General features: G+C 34.6%; 18 protein-coding genes and 2 riboswitches. Of the genes, 6 read left to right on the top strand and 12 right to left on the bottom strand.

Annotation, left to right across the window (positions count from 1 at the left end; translation table 11 throughout):
• Positions 1 to 141: 141 nt before the first annotated feature.
• Positions 142 to 957 carry a polysaccharide deacetylase family protein gene (locus R9X47_RS17210; RefSeq protein ID WP_432662259.1) on the top strand — a complete coding sequence of 272 codons (816 nt, stop codon included), beginning with the start codon at positions 142 to 144 and terminating at the stop codon, positions 955 to 957.
• A gap of 215 nt (positions 958 to 1172) precedes the next feature.
• On the top strand, positions 1173 to 2222 hold the full coding sequence (locus R9X47_RS17205) for a MerR family transcriptional regulator (RefSeq protein ID WP_432662258.1): 1050 nt from the start codon (positions 1173 to 1175) through the stop codon (positions 2220 to 2222).
• 70 nt (positions 2223 to 2292) lie between these two features.
• On the opposite strand, the gene R9X47_RS17200 is transcribed toward R9X47_RS17205, so the two are convergent.
• The 4 genes from R9X47_RS17200 to nuoE form a co-directional block, all read right to left on the bottom strand.
• A complete protein-coding gene (locus tag R9X47_RS17200) occupies positions 2293 to 4386 on the bottom strand; it encodes a putative bifunctional diguanylate cyclase/phosphodiesterase (protein WP_432662257.1) in 2094 nt (697 codons plus the stop codon).
• Between the two features lie 401 nt (positions 4387 to 4787).
• Entirely contained in the window at positions 4788 to 8372 is a 3585-nt protein-coding gene (locus R9X47_RS17195; protein WP_432662256.1) for a molybdopterin-dependent oxidoreductase, read from the bottom strand.
• Between the two features lie 19 nt (positions 8373 to 8391).
• The gene (nuoF, locus tag R9X47_RS17190) at positions 8392 to 10146 is read right to left on the bottom strand and encodes an NADH-quinone oxidoreductase subunit NuoF (protein WP_432662255.1); all 1755 of its coding nucleotides are present in this window, start codon (positions 10144 to 10146) and stop codon (positions 8392 to 8394) included.
• A 3-nt stretch (positions 10147 to 10149) separates the two neighbouring features.
• Positions 10150 to 10671, bottom strand: coding sequence for an NADH-quinone oxidoreductase subunit NuoE (nuoE, locus tag R9X47_RS17185; RefSeq protein ID WP_432662254.1), 522 nt, complete (start codon positions 10669 to 10671; stop codon positions 10150 to 10152).
• Between the two features lie 213 nt (positions 10672 to 10884).
• Positions 10885 to 10963, bottom strand: a riboswitch (glycine riboswitch).
• Positions 10964 to 10966: 3 nt separating this feature from the next.
• Positions 10967 to 11067, bottom strand: a riboswitch (glycine riboswitch).
• A gap of 940 nt (positions 11068 to 12007) precedes the next feature.
• Here nuoE and R9X47_RS17180 point away from each other — a divergent pair.
• Positions 12008 to 12547 carry a S4 domain-containing protein gene (locus R9X47_RS17180; protein ID WP_432662253.1) on the top strand — a complete coding sequence of 180 codons (540 nt, stop codon included), beginning with the start codon at positions 12008 to 12010 and terminating at the stop codon, positions 12545 to 12547.
• A gap of 69 nt (positions 12548 to 12616) precedes the next feature.
• On the opposite strand, the gene R9X47_RS17175 is transcribed toward R9X47_RS17180, so the two are convergent.
• The 7 genes from R9X47_RS17175 to R9X47_RS17145 all read right to left on the bottom strand — a co-directional run bounded on the left by R9X47_RS17175 (position 12617) and on the right by R9X47_RS17145 (position 22433).
• Positions 12617 to 13621, bottom strand: coding sequence for an asparaginase (locus tag R9X47_RS17175; protein ID WP_432662252.1), 1005 nt, complete (start codon positions 13619 to 13621; stop codon positions 12617 to 12619).
• Between the two features lie 250 nt (positions 13622 to 13871).
• The gene (locus R9X47_RS17170; protein ID WP_432662251.1) at positions 13872 to 15341 is read right to left on the bottom strand and encodes an alanine/glycine:cation symporter family protein; all 1470 of its coding nucleotides are present in this window, start codon (positions 15339 to 15341) and stop codon (positions 13872 to 13874) included.
• A gap of 374 nt (positions 15342 to 15715) precedes the next feature.
• Complete coding sequence (locus R9X47_RS17165; RefSeq protein WP_432662250.1) at positions 15716 to 17077, bottom strand: sigma-54-dependent transcriptional regulator; 1362 nt, start codon at positions 17075 to 17077, stop codon at positions 15716 to 15718.
• A complete protein-coding gene (locus R9X47_RS17160; RefSeq protein ID WP_432662249.1) occupies positions 17067 to 19085 on the bottom strand; it encodes a transporter substrate-binding domain-containing protein in 2019 nt (672 codons plus the stop codon). Before R9X47_RS17160 ends, R9X47_RS17165 begins: the two co-directional genes overlap by 11 nt.
• A 538-nt stretch (positions 19086 to 19623) precedes the next feature.
• A complete protein-coding gene (locus tag R9X47_RS17155; RefSeq protein WP_432662248.1) occupies positions 19624 to 20901 on the bottom strand; it encodes an ATP-binding protein in 1278 nt (425 codons plus the stop codon).
• A 421-nt stretch (positions 20902 to 21322) separates the two neighbouring features.
• A complete protein-coding gene (locus tag R9X47_RS17150; RefSeq protein ID WP_432662247.1) occupies positions 21323 to 21856 on the bottom strand; it encodes a spore maturation protein in 534 nt (177 codons plus the stop codon).
• Between the two features lie 4 nt (positions 21857 to 21860).
• Entirely contained in the window at positions 21861 to 22433 is a 573-nt protein-coding gene (locus R9X47_RS17145) for a nucleoside recognition domain-containing protein (protein WP_432662246.1), read from the bottom strand.
• A 388-nt stretch (positions 22434 to 22821) separates the two neighbouring features.
• On the opposite strand from R9X47_RS17145, the gene R9X47_RS17140 reads away from it, so the two are divergent.
• Positions 22822 to 23235 carry a YxiG family protein gene (locus tag R9X47_RS17140; protein WP_432662245.1) on the top strand — a complete coding sequence of 138 codons (414 nt, stop codon included), beginning with the start codon at positions 22822 to 22824 and terminating at the stop codon, positions 23233 to 23235.
• Between the two features lie 199 nt (positions 23236 to 23434).
• Here the strand turns inward: R9X47_RS17140 and R9X47_RS17135 are convergent, their stop codons facing one another.
• On the bottom strand, positions 23435 to 23941 hold the full coding sequence (locus tag R9X47_RS17135) for a flavin reductase family protein (RefSeq protein WP_432662244.1): 507 nt from the start codon (positions 23939 to 23941) through the stop codon (positions 23435 to 23437).
• Positions 23942 to 24256: 315 nt separating this feature from the next.
• Here R9X47_RS17135 and R9X47_RS17130 point away from each other — a divergent pair, with 315 nt between their 5' ends.
• Positions 24257 to 24613 carry a YtxH domain-containing protein gene (locus tag R9X47_RS17130; protein WP_432662243.1) on the top strand — a complete coding sequence of 119 codons (357 nt, stop codon included), beginning with the start codon at positions 24257 to 24259 and terminating at the stop codon, positions 24611 to 24613.
• A 96-nt stretch (positions 24614 to 24709) separates the two neighbouring features.
• On the top strand, positions 24710 to 25111 hold the full coding sequence (locus R9X47_RS17125) for a DUF948 domain-containing protein (protein ID WP_432662242.1): 402 nt from the start codon (positions 24710 to 24712) through the stop codon (positions 25109 to 25111).
• Positions 25112 to 25413: the final 302 nt, after the last annotated feature.

Here is a 25413-nt window from a genome sequence, read left to right as displayed (position 1 = left end):
TAGCTTTTTTATTTGGATGAAAATATATATTTTATTCTCGATTTTTCGATATCAATTTACAATTTGCTACATTTCGTGGTATATTTTACTATATATCCATTTTATACTTACTATTAATTTTCATAACAGGGGGACTATTACATGAAAAAATTTACAAAGAAGTATTTCATTATTTTTTTTGCTTTATTAATTATTTCTTCAAGTTTAATAACACTATATGCTTTAGATGCCAATGAAGAAGATGCTGAATATACAAAAAAAGTTCCTATTTTAATGTATCACCATCTTTTAAAGAGCGATGAAAATCCATACAAAGATAATGCTTCTGTTTTATCGGTTGAAGCCTTTGAAGAGCATATGAAGCTTTTACATGATCATAACTTCAATACCATCACTCTTAATGAGCTAGAAAAATTTTTAAATGGCGAGATAAAGCTTAAAAAGAATAGTATCTTAATAACATTTGATGACGGATATAAAAGTAACTATACATATGCATATCCCATTCTAAAAAAATATAACTTCAAAGCATCTATTTTCTTAATTACTTCTTTAATGGAAGATAAAACAACTACTTTTAACCCAAATGCTTTACAATACTTAAGCTGGTCAGAGATGAAAGAAATGGAAAAAGTATTTGAATACGCAAGCCATACCCATGACTTACATAAGTTAAAAGATAATAAGAAAAGCTTTGTAGTGGTACAACCTAAAGAAATTGTTTACGATGATCTTAAAAAATCAAAGGAATTGCTAAATACAACTTCGCTTGCATACCCTTATGGTCAATACAATAGAGAGACCTTTAGAATACTAGAGTCTCTAGGCATTAAAATGGCATTCACTACACGTTCTGGGACAGTAAAACCAGGAGATAACATGTTGAAATTAAAGAGATATCCTATATCTCCTAAAATAGATATCGATAAATTTAAAAAAATAGTTGGAGTTAAATAAATCCGTAAAATCATATAGGCCTATATTATTAAACCCAGATTATTCATGAATAGTCTGGGTTTAAGTATATAGTTATCCACAGTTTTATAAGGTTTATAATTTGCTACGTATTATAAAAAAAATTCTAATTATTTATTTTATACTTGTTGACATTCGCCTTAGGCTAAGGTTTATACTAAACTTAAGTTAAATTTATAAATAAAGGGTGGATGGATTTGAATAAGAGATATTTAATCAATGAAGTAGCAAAACAGTTTAATATTTCAACAAATAAGCTGAGATTTTATGAGAAAAAAGGTATGATACAACCTAAAAGAGATGATGAGAATAACTACAGGTACTATACAGAAAGTGACCTTATAAAGCTTCAGGCTATTCTATTATATAGATTATTGAATATGCCTATTAAAGATATTAAAAACATAATCAATGATAACTGCAGCCATAATATGCTTGAACACTTTAATAAACAATGGCTGGCTGTTAATGATGAAATTCATAGAATGGCTTTAATAAGAGATTCACTAGAAGGCATAATGGACTCAATATATGATTCTGATAATAACGAGCTACAAGAAAGGATTCATAGCTCCATTGAAAATATGGGGAAAATATACGAAATTAAAGAAAACTGGAGGGATAGATGGGGTTTCGATAGCTGGGCTAAGACCTATGACATAAGTGTAGAAGAAGATATTAGCTCCACGAAAATGTATAGAAAATACGATGATGTTTTAAATAAAGTTTATACTTTAGCAACAAAAAACATCAAAACCAATTCTAAGATTCTTGATATAGGTGTTGGTACCGGGAACCTCTCAAAGAGATTCCTTGAAAATGGTTATAGTAATATAATTGGATTGGATCAATCTAGAGAGATGATACATGTAGCAAAAAGTAAGTTCCCAAATCTCAAATTACGCCTCGGTGAGTTTTTAAAAATTCCCTTTGAAAATAGTGTTTTTGACCTTATTGTTTCAACCTATGCTTTCCATCATTTAAGTGAAGAAGAGAAACCAGTGGCAATCAAGGAAATGCTTAGGGTTCTAAAGGACAATGGTAAAATAGTTATTGGAGATCTTATGTTTAAAAGCGAAGAGGATAAGAAAGAAATCTATAAAAACCTTTCTAAGGGACAGATATCAGAGATCGAAGATGAGTATTATTCAAATATTAAGATACTTAAAGATGAGTGCACTAAATACAACAAAGATCTTTGTGCTTATAAGATAGATACCTTAGTTTTTGTTATAGAAATTCAATAGAAATCAACGATTTGCTTTAATAAAGGACTCAATCCCACTGCCTACAAGGTAGTGGGATTGAGTCCTTTAGTTAAAACATCCTTTCAAACTCTTCAGTAGAAGAAGGTTTATTAAAGAAGTAACCCTGTCCTATATCACAATTAATTTCTTTTAAATAGCGATACTGCTCTTCTGTTTCTATCCCTTCAGCAATTACCTCCAAGCCAATTTCATGTGCTAAATCAATTAAAGACTTAGTTATTGCTTGATCCTTCGATTTAGTAGTTACATTTTTTATAAATGATTTATCTAATTTCAGATAATCAATTGGCAATTGCTTTAAATAATTTAGCGAAGAATATCCCGTACCAAAGTCATCTAGGGCAATTTTTATATTCATTTCCTTTAGCTCATTAAGAATTTTTATTGTATGATCTAAGTCTTCCAGAGCAGTATTTTCAGTTATTTCAAATATTATGTATTTGCTATCAAGTCCTGTTTCTTCTAAAATAGTCTTTATATTTTGGACTAAATTATTTTGCTTAAATTCCAATGCAGAAATATTTATAGATAATTTTATAGGTTTATACCCTTTATCTATCCAGACTTTATTTTGCTCACAACCCGTTGCTATGGTCCATTTTCCAATTTCCTTAATAATTCCCGTTTTCTCCGCTATGGGTATAAAATTAACCGGTGATATCAAGCCTTTTTTAGGATGCACCCATCTAATTAAAGCCTCGGCAGCATTTATTTCATCATTTTTCAAATTAATCATAGATTGATAATTAAGAATAAACTCGTTATTCTTCACCGCGTATCTTAAACTCTTTTCCATATCGACAAGCTGTATTTTCTGCATATACATCTCTTGTTTATATATCTCATAGGATCTTTTTCCCTTTTCCTTAGCAGAGTACATTGCAGTATCAGCGCTTTTGTATAGACTCTGGTAATCCTCCCCATGATCTGGGAAAATGGCAATCCCTATACTTGCTGATATGTAGAACTCTTGAGAATTTAATATCCAAGGTCTATTCAAAGCATTAATAATTTCATTTGATATATTATGTACTTTATTCATATCCTTTACATCTGGAACCATTAGTGCAAATTCATCTCCACCTAGTCGGGCTAGTATTTCATTTGTTTTTTTATGTTTCATGAACTCACTTGCTACCATTTTTAACAATTTATCTCCATAATCATGGCCAAGGGTATCATTTACCTTTTTAAAATCATCTAGATCTAGATATAATAGAGCAAACTTTTCGCCCTTTTCTTTAGCTTTAAATATCATGGAGTTAAGTTCCTTTTCAAACATCGCACGATTCGGAAGTCCTGTTATCAAATCATAGTAAGCTAAACTCAATACTCTTTCTTCATATTTCTTTTGTTCAGTTATATCTGTGTGGGATCCTGCCATCCTTATTGGTCTTCCATTCTCATCCCATATGGCTTCTCCCCTACTTAGTATCCACTTATAATCTCCATTTTTCGTTCTTAGCCTATATGTATTCGCATAATTATCTATTTTTTTATCTAGGTAATCGTTCAGACTTTTTAATGCATCCTCCTTATCCAAAGGATGTAACAGGTCCTTCCAAATTTCAAAGTTGTATTCCAACTCAGAAGCATCGTAACCTAGCATTTCCTTACAACGAATAGAGAAAAAACGTCTATCGTTTCTTAAGTCCCAATCCCATATTCCATCCTTCGCGGCCATAACAGCTAAGTGATATCTTGCTTCGCTTTCCGCTAAGGCATCTTGGCTTGATTTAAGCTGCTGGAAACGATTATTCAAATCTTCTTCAGTGGCTATCAGCTCTTCATAGGCTGAATTGAGCTCTTCATAGCTTCGAAATAGCTTATTAGAAACCACTTCGATTTTTACTAGGGACTTCCTTATCCTTAAAAACAACAGTGCTCCTGTTATGATGATATAAAGCCATCCCTTATAGGTTTGAAGTATCTGGATTTTTTTTGTGTCCTCAACCAATATTTCTAAGAGCTTATCCGACAACAATATCCATAAGCTTCCTATAACTATATAAAAAGCAGCAATTTTAAGAGCTGTCTTGGCTGGGCTGATTTGAGTATGCTTGCTTTGAATCATATCTTGAAAGTTTAAATCATTACAGGAAATTTTCTTCGTTAGCTTACCAGAGTTAAATATTTTTAACATAATGCACCCCCAAAAGCCTAAAATCTTGGTTCAAAAATTTCAGAAAAAAACACAAGGTTTAGAATCCTCAAAGCCTTGAGTTTTCGCCATTTTCTCTTGAATAGATGATATGTATTTCACGAATTGAAAATTTTGTAGAAATTTGTATTTATTTGTAGATATTATACTCTATATCACTGCTACTTATCAAGAGTATAATGCAAACTGGAAGGTATTAGAAGAAACTTCTTAAAAAACAGTTTTTTTACTTCAATTTACGTTAATATGAAAGGGACAGGCACCCAGACATACTAGAAATATTGTATGTCTGTTGTACCAGTCCCCATATCATATCTTCATACTTAATAACAATATATACTTTTTCAGTGGTTTTATTTTGAAAAACTTCTGAATTGAAACATCTAGATTATCTCTTCTGCCTCTAACCTCTTTTCAAAGCTTTTTATCAAATTGTTAGTGTTAATAATCTTTTCAAACATTTTGCCGTCTTTAGCGACTTTAAGTCTAGCCTTCTTATCGGAGAAGTTAAATCCATTCCCGTTTGTATAAAGAATAGGGTTCTTATTAACCGGCCAGAATGTACTTGTTTCCGTCTGCTTATTCACCTTAAAGTACTCAGGTATATTCATAGATATTTCTTCTAATATATCATCAGAGCTTATATATTCTAAATTAGTACTCAGCGCATTAGCTAGCTTTATTACCACCTGCCAGTTCTCCAATTCTGTAAGAGGAGGTATAGCTTGGTCTATTTTTTGTATTCTTCTCTCACTACTCGTAAATGTTCCTCTAGACTCTGCAAATCCAACAGCCGGTAATACAACATCTGCTTTTTCTGCGGTTTCAGTTATATGAGTATCTTGAACCATTAGGAATTCTAGATTAGTTAAATCTACTGCAGATATATCCTCTCCAAATACTAATAATCCCTTAATATCCTTCCTTTCAATACTATCAACAACTTCATCGGAAGCTTTACAAACACCCATATCCACAAGACCCTGACTGTTATTGTTAGCCTTAAGCTGTATAATACCACTACGGGCTTTACCTATATGTCCAGCTATAACAGCTATATTTGCAATCATTTTTGCCGCGTCTGCCGTAAGATTGTTCTGTTCAAACACGATCATGGCCTTCTTTGCTTTTCCATAAACCTCAGCTATTTCCCTAGCAGCTGCACTTACCTCTATGTCTTCAAGGCTTGCCTTAAGCTCCTCAAAGCCTACTGCTTTCCCTTCGGCTGGTTTAAATCCACTATCGATTAGAGCCTTTGCTATTTCCTTTAGAAGTCCTATATTGTTATCTGGCTTAACATTTTTATAGGACCATTCATCGGCTTGAGTCTTAGAAGGATTGATTGATATAAGCTTTGACCCATCTTCTACAGCCTTCTTAATCTTTAATCCAACTATAGTGTGATTCTTCATTACATCAGAACCAATCAATACAATTGTTTCAGCTCCAAGGATTTCATTAAAGGTGTTAGTTGAAGCATCATATCCCAGCACATCTTTAATACCACTTTGTAAACTATTGAAGGAAACTATATTATCTGTTTTTAGTACATCCTTAGCAAACTTAGAAACCAGATATATCTCTTCATTCGTATACCTATCAGAAACTGATAAAGCTAAGGAGCTGCTTCCATAAAGCAGAGTAAGACTCTTTGCCTTCTTTGCAACATGCAGAGCTGCTTCCTCCCAGGAAACCTCCTGCAAAGTACCTTCCTTACGAACTAGTGGCTTTGTAATCCTTGCACCCTTCTTAGCAGTATCGAATCCAAACCTTCCCTTCACACATAGAAGTCCATCATCTACCTTGCTATTTTTATCAGGAAGGGATCGTACTAATAAATCACCCTTAGTGTTTAGATTCATGTTACAACCAACACTACATCCAGAACAAACCGTATGGGTTTCCTTTGTTCTCATAGGTACAGATTTGTCTATTGCAAGTCTTTCTCCAAGAGCTCCCGTTGGACACACACTGATACACTGTCCACAGGATATACAATCTGTTTCCTTAAGAGGTATATCAAGACCAGGCTTAACTACAGTATCAAAACCTCTATCTACTAGGCCTAGTGCAGATATTCCCATAACTTCGTCACAAACCCTTACACATAGACCGCAAAGAATACATTTGTCTACGTTCCTAGAGATGAACGGGTGACCATCATCTATTTCTCGTTTATGAACTTCACCGGTAATCCTTTCAGGCTTAACATCATATTCGTTGGCATATTTTATAAGCTCACATTCAAAGAAGTCATGGCATCCACATTCAAGACATCTCATGGCATCCTGCTTAGCTGCTTCCACACTGTAACCCTCTACAACCTCTTCAAAATTCTGCTTTCTTACTTCCGGTGAAAGATGAGGCATTGGAGGTCTATAAGCTCTTTCTATATCCTTGAAATCTTCTTCTGTAAGATCATGTCTTTCAACATAGTAAGGCTTTTTATATGGGATAATCTCACCCTCAAGGTATCTACATATAACCTCAGCTGCCCTTTTGGCTTCCCCGATGGACTCTATAGCTATGCCAGCTCCCTTATTAGTGGCATCTCCACCGGCAAATACTCCGGATAGATTTGTTTGGTAGCTATTTTCATCGGCATTTATTGTTCCCCAATCGGTAATATCTAGTTCCTCAAAACCATCACTATTAACCTTCTGTCCTATAGAACAAATAACTGAATCTACTTCGATGATTTCTTCTTCTCCTTCGATAGGTACAGGTCTTCTTCTTCCACTTTTATCTGGCTTACCCTGTTTCATCTTCTGAAGTCTTACCTTCTTTACCTTCCCATCCTCACCAATTATCTCAATCGGATTTACAAGGTATTTAAAGGTTACACCCTCTTCCTGACCTTCAACAATTTCGCTATAATCTGCAGGCATTTCTTCCTTTGTTCTACGATATAATAAATAAACTTCCTTAGCTCCTAGTCTTATGGCTGTTCTACAGGCATCCATGGCAGTATTTCCTCCGCCTACTACCGCTATTCTGTCGCCGGTTCTGATAGGTTCATTTATCGCAAACTTGGTTAGGAAGTTGATACCTCCAATAACCCCTTCTAAATCTGAACCAGGACAGTTTAAGCTGGCACTTTTCCATGCTCCTATAGAAACATACACTGCGTCGAAGGTCTTTCTTATATGACTAAGCTCTACGCTCTGACCAATCCTTATGTTTGTAACCATCTTTACGCCCATTTTTTCGATGATACTTATTTCTTTATTAAGAACTTCCTTAGGCAAACGATATTGAGGTATACCATATCTAAGCATTCCCCCCATTTCCGGCATTGCTTCAAATATTACAACCTTATGTCCTTCCTTAGCAAGATAATATGCCGACGTAAGTCCACCAGGACCTCCACCTATAACTGCAACTCTTTTACCTGTAGCTTCCTTAATTTCTGGTATAAATTCTTCTTCATCCTTAAGATCTATATCAGCTACAAAGCTCTTCAGCCATGCGATAGATACAGGTTCATCTGCAAGCTGTCTTCTACAGGCATCTTCACAAGGATGAGGACACACCCTTCCTATACTTGCCGGTAGTGGCAGTTGCTCCTTTATGAGTTTAAGAGACTCTTTGTACTCACCATTTGCGATAAGTCCAACATATCCTTGACAGTCAGTATTAGCAGGACACGCCGAAACACACGGTGGGCGACAGTCTCCAACATGGTCGGAAAGGAGTAACTCAAGTGCTGTTTTTCTCGACTCCCTAACTCTAGTTGTATTTGTCTGAATCACCATTCCATCACTTGCCTGGGTGGCACATGCTCTGAGCAGCTTTGGAATCCCTTCTATTTCCACAACACAAAGTCCACAAGATCCATAAACCTCAACTCTTTCATCATAGCAGAGGGTAGGTATTTCTACATTATTTGCCCTTGCAATCTCCAGTATTGTTTGGCCATTATATCCTAAGACTTCTCTTCCATTTATATTCAATCTTATCTGTGACATACTTTTCACCCCTATCTACCTACATTACTTTAACTGCATTGAATTTACATACTTTTTCACACTGACCGCATTTAATACATTTCTCTTCATCTATTCTATGGGTCTGCTTTGTCTCGCCGGTAATTGCATCAACAGGACACTTCCTAGCGCAAAGCGTACATCCTATACATTTATCTTCCAAAATACTATAGGTAAGGAGATTGACGCACTGTTTAGAAGGACATTTATTATCATATATATGACTTTCATATTCGTCTCTAAAATATCTGATAGTACTAAGAACTGGATTTGGAGCCGTCTGTCCAAGACCACATAGTGATCCTTCCTTTATCTTCACACCCAATTCTTCTAATAGCTCGATATCTCCATCCCTTCCTTCTCCATCACAGATACGAGTAAGGATTTCCAGCATTCTCTTTGTACCGATTCTACAATATATACATTTACCACAGGACTCTTTACGGGTAAACTCTAGGAAGAAACGTGCCATGTCTACCATACATGTAGTCTCATCCATAACAACCATTCCACCGGACCCCATGATAGCCCCGGTCTTATTTATTGAATCATAATCAACGGGAGTTTCTAAAAGCTGCGAAGGAATACAGCCCCCTGAAGGACCTCCCATTTGAACGGCCTTAAACTCCTTATTATCTTTAATTCCTCCGCCTATATCGAAAATAATTTCTTTTAGAGTCATTCCCATAGGTACTTCTACCAAACCGCCCTTTTCTATCTTTCCAGTGAGGGCAAAAACCTTAGTCCCATTACTTTTTTCAGTTCCAAGAGCCGCAAATGCCTTTCCTCCATTTGCAAGTATCCAAGGAACATTTGCAAAGGTTTCAACGTTGTTTATGTTTGTAGGTTTTCCCCAGTATCCTTTTTGAGCTGGGAATGGAGGCTTTAGCCTAGGCATACCTCTTTCACCCTCTAAGGAGGCAATAAGAGCTGTTTCTTCACCACATACAAAGGCTCCGGCACCAGCCTTTATCCTTAGATCAAAATCAAATCCTTCTTCACCAAGTATATCCTTACCTAAGAAGCCCTTTTCTCTGGCTTGTTTGATAGCTATTTCAAGGCGAACTATCGCCAAAGGATACTCTGCCCTAACATAGATAACACCTTGCTTTGCACCTATGGCATATCCTCCAATAATCATACCCTCAATCAAACTGTGGGGATCACCCTCTAGGATACTCCTATCCATAAATGCACCTGGGTCTCCCTCATCTGCGTTACAAACAATATATTTAGTTTCTCCTGGAGATTTCCTAGCCGCATTCCACTTGAACCATGTCGGGAATCCAGCTCCACCTCTGCCCCTTAGTCCAGATTTCTTAATCTCTTCGATTACCTCATCGGGACTCATTTCTTTAATACATTTTTCAGCGGCCTTATATCCGTCATCTTTCATATATTCTTCTATATATTCAGGATTGATGATTCCACAATTTCTTAGGGCAATTCTTTCTTGTTTATCCAATATATCTTGATCATTCCCACTAATAACATACTCATGGGCTACTTCTTTTCCCACTATATGCTTTGTTATTATCTCTGTAACCATCTCTGGATTTACCTTTACATAGGTGATCTTTTCATTCTTCTCGTCTATAACATCCACTATTGGCTCTAGATGGCACATTCCTATACAGCCAGTAAGTGTAAGCTCTACATCAAGACCTTTATTCTTTATTTCATCTTCAAATTCCTTATGAACTTTATTTGCTCCCGCTGCAATACCGCAGCTTCCTTGCCCAATAACTATCTTCATACTCTACACCTCCTGACCTTCTTTTTTCTTAATATCCCTTACAATTTCCTTTGCCTTGTCAGGTGTAAGGTTTCCATAGGTTTCTCCGTTAATCATCATAACCGGTGATAAACTACAACAGCCAAGACAGGCAACATTTTCTAATGTAAATAAATCATCATTTGTGGTTTCACCTTCATTTATACCAAGTTCATCACAAATGGCCTCTTCAATAGCCTTTGATCCATTAACATGGCAAGCAGTCCCTTGACATAGCATGATAACAAATTTACCTACAGGTTCTAGTCTAAACTGAGTATAGAAGGTTGCTACGCCTAGTATCTTAGATGGCTTTATTCCCGTCTCCTCAGCTACATAATTTAAAGCCCTGCGAGGCAAATAATTATATATTTCTTGTACCGCCTGAAGAATACTAATAAGACTCCCAGACACACCCTTATATTTTTCTAGTACAGGATCTAACTTTTTAAGATCAATCTGAGGATCACTCATATTAGATTGCTTTTTCCCACAACAGCATTGCATTTGTTTCCACTCCTTTCAAAATATATACGTGAAATGAATATTAAAACTTCAATCCCATATTGTCACTCTGATTATTTTATAATCACGATTACCACATTTGTGAAAAAAACCACAATTTTTGCCATAGGTAATCTTTTTGCTTTCTCATTAGCGTTTCCTATCCGTTTAGAAAAAAATATGAATGACATCCACAATAAAACGTCACTCATACTTCTCTGTTTCTTTGCCTGAGAGATTCTACAAGAGAGATGTTTTGTATTGCTCCTTCGGCGCCTATAAGGTCTTTCCAGAGTTCCATCCGATAGCGATCCTTTTGCCTGAAAGATTCTATATAGATTGAGAGAGGCTATATATTGCTTCTTCGGCTCCCCTAGGGGTATCTCTCGCTACCATCACATGGATAACTATGAAATTTTCATTCAATTACGAATATTTATTAACTTCTATATATATTATCATGTTTATCGAAAAATTTCAATATTTGCAAGAAGATAAGTAAAATTTTTCATGGTTTATTAATTTTTTTACATATACAATGAATATTTGTATGCAATTACAGGTTTTTAGGCAAACGTTATCCTAATTTTTTCTAATTATTTTATCAATTTTGCAATTTAAACTTTTAAAAATTTCATTTTCATCACAAATCCCATTAGTTATTTATTAATCACTGTGTATGAATAATCTTTTTGTGTACTATTTGTTCGCTGGTTTCTCCATGATTTGACATCTTTGTATAGCTCATGTATAATCAAAATGATGAAAACAAAATGAAGGAGTAGATTGACTTTATGAGAAGATTATTTTTTAACATTGTTAAGTAGAGGAAATAAATAATTCTAGAGAAAGCTTTTGAGGCGTCTAAATAGTATGCCTGTTTTTTTGATGCTTTCTTTGACAATGTTGAAAATTAAGATTTGCATAGGGTTTTATCTATAGTTAAACAACATCAAAATATATTTCAAAGAAATTAGTGAAGATTCCTATTTTCTTGCATTGAAAATTATTGTATTTCTAAATTGTTTAGCTATATAAATATTAATTATAGACCATGCTGATTTTATGCATGGTTTTTTTATATTCAATTTGATTTATTCTGTCAGCACTTGGATTGGATATAAATTAATAGTTTAACCCCAGAGGCGATTTTAATCGCCTCTATTTTTTTGTTTTCAATTCCATTAAAAGCTAAGGAGGTGAACCCATGCCGATATTTACTGAAAACTTCAACGGGACTTTTAAAAACTAACTACAGGTAAGGTGTTGTATATGATATTAAAAATAAAAACTACTAATTCTATTTACCTTGCCTGGACAATTTCGGGAGGTAAGGTAAATGAGTCAGTTAACATTAAATTGGGAGTTATTCGAAGAAAAGATTGATAGTGTAGAGAGGTATTGCTCAAGCTGTGGAAGGAAGGTTATCTTCTATGATTCTATGGTAAGAAGACACAATGCTAATGGCAAAAATATATATAAATACGCTATATATAAATGTGAAAAGGGACATACGTGGAATAAAATTCTGAACAAGTATCTTTCAAATAAGTCAAATAGCCTTAGTGATCCTGATTCCCTTGAACAGAATGGATATCTTAAGGATGAACAATATAAGAATGAAGGTGCCCCAGAGCTGAGGATTGATAAATTCTCTATTTCAGAATACAGTGAAAAAAATATCGATAGGATAGATATTTTTATCAAGAATTACAACTATAAGGTTAGATTGGATAAGCTTTTAAGTGAAAATCTAACAGATACAAGTCGAACTCAAATACAACAGAGGATTAAAGATTCTCAAATATTAGTAAACGAAAAAAAATCTAAGGCTAAATATTTTATAAGAGACAAGGATAAAATCACTATTTTTATTTAATTATAATAAAGTAGCCATCCATATTTCTATCTATGGATGACTACTTTATATATGTTTATTAGGATTGGGTTAACAATCTGTGTTGATATCAAACATTATAGGTGTTTCAATAAATTTCTTAACTTCAGCAATATCCTCCGACATCCCTAGTCCGCACATAAGCTTTGCTACAAGAGCCTCTGTGTTAATATCGCTTGCATAGATTATTTTATTGGCGGGCAATTTTTTTCCCACTTCATATATTCCTAGATCAACGCCCTCTTCAAGACATTGAGTTGTAACCACCACCGCCATATTGGCATCGGTCATTTTTCCTACCTTAGAAATGATATCCTTGTTCTCAAATGGAATACCACCTATACCAAAACTCTCAATGATGACGCCCTTATATCGACTTTGGATAAATGAAAACAGTTCAGGATCAATACCCGGGAATAGCTTAATTACAGCTACGTTATCACAAACCTTATCCCTTACGTTAAATGTATCGAAACCTGGCTTAAAATATCTCAAAATATATTTATTGTATGTGATCCTATCATGCTTAATCTCTGCAATATATGGAAAGTTAACGCTTTCAAAGGCATCATAGCTTTTGGTCTTTACCTTCATTGCACGTGTACCACAAATTAACTTACCATCAAAGACAACGAATACTCCTGCAATATCCTCCATGGCAAAAATAATTGCATCATTGAAGTTCTGCATAGCATCAGTACATCTTTCTTCGATGGAATATTGTGATCCAGTTAATATGACAGGCTTGTTTAGTCCTTGCAGCATATATGTTAAGGCCGCAGATGAGTAAGCCATAGTATCGGTACCATGGGTAATAACAAATCCATCATACTCCTCATAATCGGCTTCTATGGCCTTAGCTATTTCCAGCCAACAGCTCGGTGTCATATTACTACTGTCAATATTCATGATCATTTTCCCTGTAACACTACACTTATCTTTTACATGGGGCACAAAGGAAAGTAACTCAGAAACATCATAGTGTGGTGTAAGTCCATTTCCTTCGTCGGAGGATGCAATTGTACCTCCAGTTGCTATTATAAGTATACGCTTCATTTTTCATTCCCCTATACTATTAAATAATTAATTTCCTTATAGAGATTCAAGTAAACTATTAACTTATACCTATTCAAAACTCCTAGAAGCACTGAGTATTTGTATATGTATAAATTAAGTTTTACTATATGAACTCTATACAGATTATAACATAATTTAATCATAAAAAATCTATTAAACGGTGCCACAAACAAGGACACCGTTTAATTTAAGATTTATATTTTTTTATCTTGAGTTCACTTACTGATAATTACCCAATTTTTTCAGATGATTTTTTAGATTTTAATCTCTCAACCCAAAAATCAGCATTTTTAATTCCTAATTTTCTAGGATCAAATACAGGATCAAGACCTTGTGCTTTTTGCGCTTCATAATCCTTAAGAGTTGCAATACCTGGCTTTGTAAGAATAATTATCGCTACAATGTTAAGCCATGCCATAAGACCAACACCAACATCACCAAGGGCCCAAGCCGAACCTGCAGAGTTTATTGAACCTAAAATTACCATTAGAAGAAGTGCTACACGAGTAATATTGAATACAAGCTTGTGATTCTTCATCTTCTTAGCAAGGTAAGCTACGTTTGATTCACAATAGTAGTAGTAAGCTAATAATGTAGTGAATGCGAAGAATAGTAATGCAATAGCTACAAACATACTACCGAAACCAGGAATTAATGTATCAACAGCACTTTGTGTAAATATAGGACCTGGTTCTGCACCATTAAGAGCAGGATTTTGGAATAAGTATCCGCCAGCTCCATCATATGTGTTATAAGTTCCAGTGATAAGAATCATAAATGCTGTAGCCGAACAAACGAATAATGTATCAACGTATACAGAGAATGCCTGAACAAGACCTTGCTTAGCAGGGTGAGATACTTCTGCTGCAGCTGCAGCCATTGGTCCAGTACCTTGACCAGCTTCGTTTGAGTAGATACCACGCTTAACTCCCCACATGATTGCTTGACCTATAATTGCACCAAATGCAGCTTTAGTACTAAATGCAGAAGTTACAATTAATTTAAATACACCTGGAACCTTGTCAACGTTCATTAAAATTATGATAACAGCAACAATAATATATGCAATCGCCATGAATGGAACAAGTATCTCAGCAGCTTTACCAATACGCTTAACACCACCAAAGATGATAAGAGCTAGAGCACCAGCTACAACGATACCACTAACGATTGTTGGGATACCAAATGCATTATTCATTGCCGAAGCAATTGAGTTGGCTTGTACACCTGGAAGAAATACTCCCATGGCTATAATAGCAGATATTGCGAAGGTTACTGCATACCACTTTTGACCAATACCTTTTTCGATAAAGTATTGAGGACCACCACGGTATTCTCCATCCATTTCTTCTTTCCAAACCTGTGCTAAAGCAGCTTCTACGTAAGCTGAACCTGCACCTAGGAAAGCGATTGCCCACATCCAGAATACTGCACCAGGACCACCAAAACCAATCGCTGAAGCAACACCGGCTATGTTACCTGTACCTACACGACCACCAAGAGCCATTGCGAAAGACTGAAATGATGATACACCTGATTCCGAATCGCCACCACCAAACAGTTGCTTTACCATATCTTTAATAAGACGTACTTGTGGAAACTTCATCAATACTGAAAAGTATACTCCGGCACCTAAGCAAAGAAATACAAGTGCTTTACTCCAAATAATGCCATTAAGAAAACCGATAAATTGATTCAAAAAAAATCTCCTCCTTATGATATTGTGTACCACAAGTCTAAAATAACATAGATATAATTTCATTAAAGATAATCGTTTTTAAACTCTAATTTGATTTTCAGGGAAACTAATGAACGTTCCTACATTTTTTCTCTGAAACTATTAAATTTTAAAAGCGAATATCTATAGCATTGACTTGTAGTTCCTCTCCTTAAAATAATTTCGCAAGTTCTATGCCATTTTTTTAACATTCCGTAACATTATCCTCTAGTTATGTATTTTCAATATTTAGAGAAAAATAAATAAAAAGAGAACCAAAGTCCTCTTTTTTTCGTTCGGGAAATTTTTTTCTCATTTTACAGGAAATTTTTTTCTCATCATTGTATACTTCTTAATCATCTCAAACCATATTCTGTAAGTTTATTAAACAACTGTCGCCTACTAATATCTAGTTTTTTAGCCGTCTCAGTCATACTATAATTACATATCTTTAAAATTTCCTGAATATAGTCTGCTTCTGCCTCACTTCGAAATTCTTTCAGTGTTTTGATTCCTCCACTATTTTGAACACCATTTCGAGTATGCCTAATATCGGGAATGTCCTCTGCCCTAACAACTCCATTGTCAGACAAAACTACTAGCCTTTCCACAATATTTTTTAGTTCCCTTACATTACCTGGATAATGATAATTTAATAAAAAGCGCATAACATCTGGCTCAATTACCTTTATATCCTTCTTAAGCTCGTTTTCTATCTTTTTGAAGAAGAAGCTAACTAGCTCAGGAAGATCTTCTTTTCTTTCCCTCAGCGGAGGAATCTCCACTGTTATTGTACTGATTCTATAAAATAGATCTTCTCTAAATGTATTATCCTTGACCATGCTATAAATGTCTCTATTAGTAGCACAAATCAACCTGAAATTGACGTCAATCGACTGATTACTTCCAATCCTTTCGATCCTCCTATTTTCGATAGTTCTTAGTAATTTAACTTGAGTATCGAAGGATGTATCTCCAATTTCATCAAGGAAAAGGGTTCCATCGTGGGCAGCCTCAAATCTTCCGATTCTGCGTTCTAGAGCACCAGTAAACGCACCCTTTTCGTGTCCAAATAATTCTGATTCAAGTAACGTTTCTGAAAAAGCATGGCAATTTACAGCTACGAATGGCTCCTCACTTCTTTCACTGTGCTGATGAATATATCTTGAGAATACTTCTTTTCCTACCCCCGATTCTCCCAGAATAAGAATATTCGCATTGCTGGCTGATGCCTTTCTCGCAACATCCAATGCCTTTTGAAATTTTTCACTTAAGGTGCTTAGCATAAATTGAGGGTTTATTTGATCCGTAAGCAAGGCTAAGTTTCTATGCTCAAGATCAATTAATTTAATCAGCTTCTTTATTTCCATCAAGAGTTCTTCTGGATCATGACTCTTTATAAAGTAACTAAAGGCCCCCTTTTTCATTGCTTCAACTGCATTCTTCACAGACCCATAGCCAGTAAAGATTATAACCTCTGTTTCACTATAATCCCTTTTTACCGCCTCTAAGAGTTCAACACCATTCATACCACTCATTATAAAATCCGACAGTACAAGGTGAAAGTTTTCATGCTTTAGTTTTTCTAAAGCCTCATGTCCACTACTCGCAGCGTCCGTCTTATAACCATTACTCTCTAAAATTAGAGTTAAGGTCTCTCGATATTCCTGTTCGTCATCTACAATAAGTATCTTAAATGATTGATTTCTATCGATCATTCTTTTCGTCCTCCTTCAAAGGCAGGTTTACAGTAAAGGTTGTCCCATATCCTAAGGCACTTGTTACTCCAATATTTCCTCCCATTTTCTGCACTTCGTCATATGCTATAAAAAGCCCTAGACCCGTTCCCTTTCCAGGTTCCTTTGTTGTGTAGAATGGATTAAATATTTTATCAAAATTCTTTTCATCAATACCATATCCCGTATCGGTGCAACTAATACTAATATTCTTATCATCTGCACTACATTCTATAGTCAGGGTTCCTCCGTTAGGCATAACGTCAATTGCATTGGAAATAAGATTAATCAATATATGCTTTAGGGCTTCTACATTAACACGGCATTTCAAAAAAGGATCACACATCACATTTTCTACAATGCTCTGCTTCATCATGGCCTTCTTATTCAATTCCACTATGCCCTTGATAAACTGCAACATATTAACCTCACTTAAATTAGTGCTAGATAGCCTTGAAAAGTTCAACAGGTTGTCAATAATGTTACTTGCACGTTCAACTGATTTCTCAATCATCTCAATCGACTTATTAGCAATTTCTGGATTGGAGTTCATGTTTTTCTTTAATAGATAGCTGGAGTTTCGAATTACCCCTAGGGGATTTCTAATTTCATGGGCAACACCGGCAGCTAATTGTCCTACCGCCGCCATTTTATTTGAATGCAAAATTTGTTGTTCACTGACACGAACTTGGGTAACATCCTTCATCATAACAAGTACTCGATTGACGATTCCCTGCTTGTCCTCTAGAGGAAATGAGGTTACCTCATAAAGTTTATTTTGATATTCAATTTCCTTTTGATGTTGGGTTTTTGTAACAAATGTTTTTCGGATTAAACATTCATTGTCAAGCATTCTAAAGTATTTAAAGCAGTTTTTCCCTATAACATTTTCTTTTTCTATACCCATAACCTCGCAAAAGGATTGATTCACGCTGGAGATAGTACAATCTTTGTTTAGAACAATCATTAGATGTGTTAATCCATCGAAGGTTGTTTGCAAGTCGTTTCTGCTAACATATAGCTCTTCTGTTCTTTTATCAACTTCCCTTTTCAGTTCCTTATTCCACGTGTAGAAGAGATATGACGCTATCATAATGTTCATGCTAAAAAAAGCAATAATTAGACTCATCTTTTCGTTCGAGTTGCTTTTAGTGATTGGAGTAGAGATTCCAAACCATTTTTGCTGTATTTTACTCATTGTATTCTTTTTATTAAGATTATATATTCCCTTATTAATTATATTTAAAAGAATCTTTTCTGATTTAGGTACCGATAGAACACTTTCCTTTTCATAAAGGGGATCTTCAAGAATCACAAAATCCTCCTTTATATCCAAAGCCTCAATGAAGTAACTTATAACTGGTTCGTCACCTACAACAGCATCGACTTCTCCTGCTCTAAGCAGGCTTAAGGCTTCTAGATAATCAGCAGTAAAGGTGTAATCCACATCAGTAACATTAGAGTTTAAAAACTCCAATACATAATCTCCTTTTTGGGCAGCTACCCGTTTGTTCCTCAGGTCCCTATAATTTTTAATTGCTTTGTAATCCTTAGGAACCAGTATAACTCCTCTTTGATAATAGATTGGATCAGAAAAGAGATAGACCTTTGAACGTTCCTCCGAAGGATACATGTCACAAATATCTGTTTCACCACGGGCAAGACTCTTAAGGGCTTCATCCCAAACCATAGGTTTTACCTTTATATCTGTTCCAAGCTCAATGGATAGTGCACTCAAATAGTCAATCACAACTCCTCTGTACTGCTCATTACCTGTATCTACATATCTAAGAGGCGGTGAATTGTTATCGGCACCGTATACAATATCTCCGTGTTCCTTGAGCCATATACGTTCTTCTAAAGTTAAGCGGGTAGAATTTCTAAAGAACTCATAAAGGTTGATATTGTATTCAACAGTTAAATATTCATTGATGAAGATTATAGATATTATTAAGAAAAAGAATGAAACATAAAAAATTCGTTTTTTCAAAATGAATCCTCCTAGGCTATAGAGTTCTACACCAATAAAATTCAAGGATCGAAAGTAGACTCTGAGGTTTCCTTTTGAGCGATTTTTATTAACCTTTTTTTCCTTTAAAGTTATACAGAAAAAAGGTTGATATGATGAGCCAAAAGGATTCTCAGTGACTACTTGAGTAAGTTAGACTTTACATGCGTAGAACTATATAGTTCATATATCAGAACTTAATTTATACATATCAAAATCTGTATCATACAACCTCTATTATAGCATATGAATTACTTGACTATACCATACAGGTGCAGGCAAGCTCTAATTGTTTCAAAATTTCATATAAATCCAGCACTCGGCTTGAAAAACAGGATCTCTGGCTTATATATCCTAAGGATAAAATAAGTATGGAAAAACATCAAATACTTTGTTTTCATTGGATTTCTATCCAAGAAATAATCTTAAATCAAAAGCCCTTTGTCCTGTTATTATCCAGGTATCAAAGGGCTTAATTTCAACTCATTTATCTAAGATGCTCCGTCTTGTATTTTTGTTTTTAACTCAAATTATTCATTGCTTTGGGTATGGAGATAACGAATCTACAGCCATCTAAATAAGAGGTATCCAGATGGATTGTTCCTCCATGCATTTCTATAATGGCCTTAGTAATACCTAATCCAAGACCTGTTCCTCCAGTCTTGGAATTCCTAGAGACATCTGCCCTTACAAAGGGCTCAAATATATCCTTTGCCAAATCCATAGGTATCCCTATTCCACTATCCTCTATTATTAAGACTGCTCTATTGTCTAAGTCCTTAAGCTCTAACCTAAGGGTAGTACCTTTCCCACTGTACTTTATACTATTATTTATAATGTTGCTTATAGCCCTATCCAGCTTTTGAGCATTCATCTTTATCATAATCCTCTGATCAGGTATATCGAATTCAAAGGACATATCATTATCTTCCAGTTCAGGAATATAGTCCAATAATATTTTCCTTATAAACTCGCTCAGGTCACAGCTCTCCATAGCGATTGAATTATTACTACTCTCTATATGGGATAGTTCAAATAAGTCCTGAATTAGATTATTGGCCTTCTTTCCATTTGAAATAATTATATCAACATAATTATCCCTTGATTCCTTACTTATATCGTCGCTTAAGCGAAGGGTTTCTGCATATCCAAGGATATTAGTTAGGGGCGTTTTGATATCATGAGATATATCTAGAATCAGTCTTTTCCTATTGTCTTCCGATTTTTCCCTAAGCCCTATCTCCTTCTCAATCTTTTCTGACATTTGATTAATGGCCTCTATTAAGTATCCAAGTTCACTTTTTGACTTATAATTTATTCGTTTAGAATAATCACCCAGACTAATGGTTTTAACCCCTTCTAAAATTTCTTTAATGGGTCGAACTATAGTTTTAGATGTGAATTTAGCATATATCAATAATACTGTAAAGATACTAACTATAAAAAGGATTATAGTTTGTATTAGTATCCTACGAGCTAACGCCTCAGCTTTTTCTTCATTTTCCGGATACTTTGGATTATAGACGAGTAGCATATTATCATTTTCTTCATTCATCCCCACTATTAGATGTTGATAACTATTAATTGTCAGTTTATCAAATTCTTCATCGGAATACTTATATCCAACATCATGTATGCTTTTATATTGGTCTATCACCTTCTGATCCTGATCTAGGACTTCTATGTATGATCCCTCGGGCAAATTTGATGTTTCATAGGCTCGTTGTAGTCCATAGGTATCAATGTTTTCTAATATGTCGGAGGCATCCATATAAAATATACCAAAGGAGTTCGCCATATACTTAAATCCATAAAAAACAGTGAAACTTAAAACTAATATTAGCAGTATAAATAAGAATATGTAGTTTATAAATAATTGCGTAGATATGGATATTCTCTTTATTGGGTTAGATATGCGAAATAGCTTATTCATCATGATCCACCATTCTATTTTTTATGTACACAGTTAAAACTCCTTCTGATTATATGCTAATCTGTATAATTTCATGGTTAACTATTACCATTATACTATACCTTTTATATTGCTGCATATTCAATCGAGCAAATTGCATAATTACCACCTAAAAAACTTTCTATTATATATAGTCTTAAAAACCCTAAAGCTATACCACCAAAATATGCTCTATTTTAAAAGATTAAATCAAGGATGACATTCGCATATGCAATTCTGCCATGTTAAAATTATGCAATCATCTCAATCAATAAAAAATCCACTTACACACCATAACAGATGCAATTACTCCTGCTAAATGAGCTATCATGGCACAGAACAAGGTATGCCTTGCTTTTTTTATACCTACAGCTCCAAAGTATATAGCCATAGTATAAAATATTGTTTCTGATGATCCCATCATTGTTGAAGCGATCCTTCCCACAAATGAATCTGGACCATAGGTATTTACTAAGTCCTTAACCATAGCTAGGGAACCACTGCCAGAGATAGGCTTTAAAAGAACTAGTGGAATTATTTCCTTAGGAAGCCCAATTAATCTTCCAGGAATAAGTAATAGATTTGAAAACATCTCTAATGCACCAGATTCCTTAAAAATACCTATGGCTAAAAATATTGCGATTAGGTAGGGCATTATCTTAAGTGCAGTTTTAAATCCCTCTGAAGCTCCCTCTACGAAGGTATCATATATCTTTACCCCTTTAATATATCCATGTACTAATATTATAGTTATCATAAGAGGAATAGAGGTTACTGAAATGATACTTAATACTCTATACATAAACTCACTTCCTCCCCATTAGTTTACAAGTTGTAATCCCCACTATAGTCGATATTCCTGTTGCTATTAAGGTTGTCGCTATTATTTCAGTGGGATTTATAGATCCTGCATCAGACCTTACCTTTAATACTGTTAATGGTATCAGCTGCACCGACGACATATTGATTACTAAAAACATTGCCATGGCATTAGTAGCTGTATCCTTTTTTTTATTTAGCTTTTGCAGCTCCTCCATTGCCTTGAGACCTAAGGCCGTAGCAGAATTCCCAGCTCCAAACATATTTGCAACCACATTCATGACGATTGCAGTACTTGCAGGATGATTCTTTGGTATCTCAGGAAAGACTAGTCTCATAAGGGGGTTCAAAGCCCTTCCAACACTCTTTATCAAACCCGATTTTTCTGCTATTCTCATAAGGCCAAGCCATGTGGCCATTATTCCTGTCAGCCCTATTGCAAAGGAAACTGCATCACCAGTATTTTCTATCACTACTCCATTTATCATATCAAGTTTTCCATTTATTGCTGCAAAAACTATCCCAATAACAATCATAAAAAACCAAATAACATTTATCATTTTTACCTCCAAACCATTCGCCTTCCTATAGAGTTCATATAGTTATAAAATTATATGATTACTAGGTATTAAATATTATGGAAAGAGTGGCATGGTCTACAATATTTTTCTATTGAATTATGTATTCCGTTATGGTACAAATAAGTGTGAGTAGTTTTTGTTATAGAGAGTTCTAAGTAAATCTTAATTTGTACATATCAAAATATCTGACGTTTCTGGGGATTTTTGATGTGCATAAATTAAAGTTTTGACTTGAATCTCTATATATTTAATATTATGATTATTTCACACGTAGAAGATTTGAATGCCAATTCTTCTGAGCATAGTAAATCTCCAGAATGTAATAGATTTTTCGTAACTTATATAGACTTAGAAAGGACGTGATAATTTGACAGAATCAAAACTCTCACCACTTCTGGATAGTTTGAGACAGAGTATTATTGAGAAATTTGATATAAATATTCCTAAGGAAAAGATATCTATACATATTAAAGCCAACGATAGCTCTGCCCATGATATAAAATTGATTTTTGAAGAAGTTTTTTCTTTTTATTTCATAAACGAAAAGGGAAATCTGAGCACAAGCCCTTGTTTTGATTATACAAAGCTTAATTCAATAGGTTACTATGAAAATGGCGTAGGCGAGTTTGCTAACTTGGATTGTCCTGAGGACGAAATAACTGAAAAGGATATTTCTTTACCAAACTTTGCCCTTGAGCTTTTAAACTCTTCTATGTTTATTGAGGCTAGAAGTATAAAGATAAATGATAAGAAATTTAGAGTTGGTTATCCTAGTATATAGATATTAACTTGGTTAGTAGATTCTAACTTTCATATTACAAGTTTGCGAATCATTCTTTTGAACTTAAAATATAATTATATTTTTCAAATACATATAAATACTTATTCAACATTGAATGCATATAATAAAGGCAAAGCCTCGGCTTTGCCTTTTAAATCGCCTGTTTTTTTGCAACTCTGAACTTTGAACTCAAATCTGGCTACTCTTTTATATAGCTCGCTACTATCTCTCCATAGTAAAGTACATGGAAATCATTATTAGAGTATTTAGCATCTCTAATACCCTTGTCTATCATTCCAGGTTCCATTGCTTGCTTATATACTATCTTGCATTCATAGTGGAGATCACATTCACCAATTATAGGTGTATCTACTACCTTACCATTCTCAGCTGTTAAATTGCATTCTTTGAATTTATCAATTTCTCTCTTTGATTTTGTACCGCAAACAGCAAGTTCTTTCTTCATATCCTTTGAAAGTGGAACACTTACAGTGAATTCATCTGTTTTTTCAAGGAGCTCGTATGTATATCTCGAATAACGTACTGCTACCATAAATATAGGCTTATTCCATATAAAACCTATACTGCCCCAGCCTATAGTCATAGTATTTATTTCGTCATCACCCTTTACAGTAAGAAAAGCTCCTTTTTTCAACTGATCAAGCATTTCCTTCGACATTTCGTTATATGCAATATCCTTTAACATATTTATACCCTCCTATTTTTTAGTTGAAGCTACTTTAAGTCTATCCTTTCACTTCAAACTCTAGATGCTATTATAATTATACACATTAATAATATAATATTAACAATAAAATTTCCCTTCTAACGATCTTGCTAAAAAATCAGGACAAAAACTACTATTTTCCAAAAGGTTGCATATATTTTAATAAAATCTTAGTAATGTTAGTTTAAGGCTTAATAAATTTCACTGAAAGAATGTAGAAGCGTTTATTCTTTCAGCAAAATTTGTTTTAGGTCTTAATGTAGCATGACTACTATAAGGCTTAGGAGGCGTTTTATGTTTGATTTTATTAGAAGAAGAGAGGCACAGGCCAGAAGGCAAGGCTTCTCAAAAGGAATTACTATAGGAGCTATAGTTGGTGGGGTCTTAGGTGGCATAACTGCTATATTAACTGCTCCAGATTCTGGAGAAAATACCCGTAAAAAAATTCAAGAAAATGCTATTGAACTAAAGAGTAATATCGAAGAAGACCTTAACGAAATGAAAAGTAAGATTAACGACGAAGTTGCCCAATCAATTGAGTGGCTGAGAAAGGAAGTTGCCGAGGCTAAGCAAGTATTTGCCAAAAGAGATCTAGAAGAAGAATCGTCAGTCGAGGTTATAGAAAGTGAGCCTAATGAAAATACTTTATAGATATACTATGTGAACCTCTATGTAAAAGCAGGAAAAATAATCCTCTCTGTCGAATAAATAATAATTCATAAGATAAACTCAGATTGGAGTGATTTCATGACTAATATAACTCTTACACTTAGTGATTTAGGATTAATGCTATTATGGGTTGCTTTATTAGTTCTAATTTGTTATTTAGTAATAGTTCTTAAGAGGTTTAACGATACTTTGAAGGATGTACAGGAGATACTTGGTAATAATAAGGAAAATATCGAAGGTACCTTGAATGAATTACCTTCAATAGCCAAGAATATCGATTCCATAACCGGTGAGGTATCCCATGATGTAAAAGCCGTTAGAGAAACTATCGACACGATAACGGAGAAAAGTGGTGCTGCTGCAAAATCACTTTCTGACACCGACAGTATAATTACAGGTATTACTGCTATAATTCAAATGGCTATATTTATTAAGAATTTCTGGGAAAATAACTTCCCTAAAAAAGGTAGAGTAATTTAAGATATGAAATTGGAGAATTCTGAAAGAGGATTCTCTCAGGCTGTTGACAAACCCGAATTTCTTCGTTGTTGCTTCAATCAAGAACCCTTACGTATGCCTATATACGCTGCGGTCTCTCGCTTTCAGCACGCCTCGAACTTCGGCTTTCTCAACAGCCTGTCATTTTGTTGACTTTGTCAACAATCTGGGAGAATCCTGAAAGAGGATTCTCTTTTTTTGAGGTCATTTTTCGAAGAAAAATCAGATCAAAACGAAAGGGATCTATGTCCGTAAGTTTTTATTATCTGCTTTTATTACGTACA

Origin of the sequence: Wukongibacter baidiensis, from assembly GCF_050888315.1 — a bacterium.
In the GTDB taxonomy this organism is placed as follows: Bacteria; Bacillota; Clostridia; order Peptostreptococcales; family Caminicellaceae; genus Wukongibacter; species Wukongibacter baidiensis.
This window is presented reverse-complemented; position numbering and strand designations above follow the sequence as displayed.